4 protein-coding genes are annotated in these 2475 nt (G+C 64.8%); 3 read left to right on the plus strand and 1 reads right to left on the minus strand.

The genetic code is table 11. The annotated features are described in order from the left end of the window. Nucleotides 1-195 precede the first annotated feature (195 nt). The 3 genes from ACTHJR_RS06655 to ACTHJR_RS06665 all read left to right on the plus strand — a co-directional run bounded on the left by ACTHJR_RS06655 (nucleotide 196) and on the right by ACTHJR_RS06665 (nucleotide 1873). Nucleotides 196-705, plus strand: coding sequence for a sterol desaturase family protein (locus ACTHJR_RS06655; RefSeq protein WP_440522342.1), 510 nt, complete (start codon nucleotides 196-198; stop codon nucleotides 703-705). Nucleotides 706-772: 67 nt separating this feature from the next. After that, entirely contained in the window at nucleotides 773-1474 is a 702-nt protein-coding gene (locus tag ACTHJR_RS06660; protein WP_440522345.1) for a sulfite exporter TauE/SafE family protein, read from the plus strand. Nucleotides 1475-1540: 66 nt separating this feature from the next. Then, the gene (locus tag ACTHJR_RS06665) at nucleotides 1541-1873 is read left to right on the plus strand and encodes a PilZ domain-containing protein (RefSeq protein ID WP_440522343.1); all 333 of its coding nucleotides are present in this window, start codon (nucleotides 1541-1543) and stop codon (nucleotides 1871-1873) included. Between the two features lie 269 nt (nucleotides 1874-2142). Here the strand turns inward: ACTHJR_RS06665 and prs are convergent. Beyond that, nucleotides 2143-2475: ribose-phosphate diphosphokinase (gene prs / locus ACTHJR_RS06670; protein ID WP_440522344.1), on the minus strand; the 333-nt coding region annotated here is incomplete at its 5' end.

Genomic DNA, 2475 nt, shown 5'->3' on the forward strand with positions numbered 1-2475 from the left:
ATCGTGACGCGCATTGGCTGCACGCGGATCAGGCACGTCCGCAAAGTGATCCGAAAACTCCTCCATCCCCGCCTCCAACTATGGAGACAGCTTCAGAATCCAGTCACCCCAAACGCGCAAGCCAAATGCGATTCCCCTGCCATGGCGGGGGAGGATTGGTTTGAATGTCGATCTGTCCTGCTCCTATATCGTGCGATGACCCCGGCCCTAGGCATCCTGCTATTCCTCGCCACCGTGACGGCGATGGAAGGTTTCGCCTATGTGATGCATCGCTGGGTGATGCACGGCCCCGGCTGGTTCCTGCACGCCAGCCATCACCGCCCGCGCACCGGCCGGTGGGAACTCAACGATCTCTACGCGGTGATCTTCGCCATTCCCTCGATCGTGCTGCTGCTGGGCGGCGTGCAACTCGGGTGGTGGTGGGGAAGCACGTGGATCGGCGCGGGAATCGCGGCATATGGCGCGATCTATTTCGGATTCCACGACGTCATCGTCCATCGCCGCGTCGCGACGCGCTATCTGCCGCGGTCGGCCTATATGAAGCGGATCGTTCAAGCGCATCGGCTGCACCACGTGGTCGAAACCAGGCGCGGCACGGTCAGCTTCGGTTTCCTCTGGGCGCCCCCGGCCGAGACGCTCAAGGCCGAACTCAACCGCCGCGGCAATGCCGGGGTGCGGGCCGCCACGACCGAGGTCGCGCGATAGGCATGGGCATCGGCGCGCGGTGATCCTCGACTGGCATTTCTACGCGCTGGCGATTCCGGCGGTGCTCATGCTCGGCCTGTCCAAGGGCGGATTCGCGGGCGTGGGCGCTTTGTCGCTGCCGATGCTCGCCTTCGTCATCTCGCCGGTCCGGGCGGCGGCGATCCTGCTGCCGATCCTGATCGTCCAGGACGTGGTCGGGGTCTGGGCGTTCCGCCGCACGGTCGACTGGCGATTGCTCGGCTGGATGATGCCCGGCGCGATCCTCGGCATCCTGCTCGGTTATCTGTTCGCGGCGAAGTTTTCGGAAAGCGCGGTGCTCGGCGCGGTCGGCGCGATCTCGCTGCTGTTCGGCGCGTATCGGCTGTGGGCGGAGCGCAACGGGCCGCCACAGGTCGCCAGGGGCCTGCCCGAATGGCTGGGATCGCTGTTCGGCATCGCCTCGGGCTTCACCAGCCAGATCGCGCATGCCGGCCAGCCACCGTTCCAGATCTGGGTGTTACCGCGCCGTCTCCAGCGCGACGTGCTGGTCGGGACGACCGCGATCTTCTTCGCGGCGGTCAATTGGATCAAGGTGCCGGCCTATATCGCGCTTGGCCAGTTCACCCGTGCCAATCTGCTCACCGCGGCGGCACTGGTGCCGGTGGCGATTGCCTCGACGGTCGCCGGGGTGTGGTTGGTGCGGCGCGTCTCGCCCGAGCGTTTCTACGCCGCGATCTACGTGCTGATGGTCCTGGTCGGCGGCAAATTGATCTGGGACGCCGTGATCTGACGACAGATCGGGCCGGACCGATCCTTCTTTGCGAGAAATTAACGTCTGCTAACCATGCTATGCGACATGGACGCGGGTACGTTCGGATTCGATCGACCGGTCGGCGGTGGCGACGATCACCGCCGCCAGGATCGCGTGTCGATCGCGATGGCCGCGAAACTGCGCGACCGGCATTCGAACAAATACGATGTCCGCCTGCTCGACCTTTCGGTTACCGGCTTCCGGGCCGAGGCGCATTATGCGCTCGATGCCGGACAGATCGTCTGGCTGACGATCCCCGGCATGCAGGGTCTGGAAGCGACCATCGCCTGGCGGCGCGGGATGGAGATCGGCTGCAGTTTCCGCAATCCGCTGTATCCGGCGGTGCTCGACCATATCGTCAAGACGCTGGGGCATTAAGGCCCTTAATTCGATAGATAATCCTCCCCGGCGAAGGCGGAGGCAGTTTCGATACGTCAAAGACGGCATCTCGCCATCGGACCCCGCGCTCACCATCGGCACAAACCGTCATCCCGGCCTTGTGCCGGGATCCGCGGTGCCGCATGTCATGTCCATCGACCTTCTTGGCCATGACCAAGATGCTCGGCGGGCCCCAGCACAAGGCCGGGGTGACGATGGATCAAATGGCTCTGTGCCGGACGTCACTTACCCTCCGACGCGGGGAGCGGTTAGTCGAACAAGCTCGAGACCGAGCTTTCGTCGGCGATGCGGCGGATCGCTTCCGCCAGCAGCGGCGCGATCGTCAGGTGGCGCACTTTCTTCGCTGCCGAGATCGTGTCGTGATTGCCGATCGAGTCGGTGATGACCAATTCCTCGAGCACCGATCCCTCGACGCGGGCGATGGCGCCGCCCGACAGCACGCCGTGCGTGACATAGGCGACCACGCCCTCGGCGCCCGCCTGCTTGAGCGCGGCGGCGGCGTTGCAGAGCGTGCCGGCCGAATCGACGATGTCGTCGATCAAGATGCAGAAGCGCCCCTCGACGTCGCCGATGATGTTCAT

It is taken from the genome of Sphingomonas sp., from assembly GCF_051962185.1.
Classification (GTDB): Bacteria; Pseudomonadota; Alphaproteobacteria; order Sphingomonadales; family Sphingomonadaceae; genus Sphingomonas.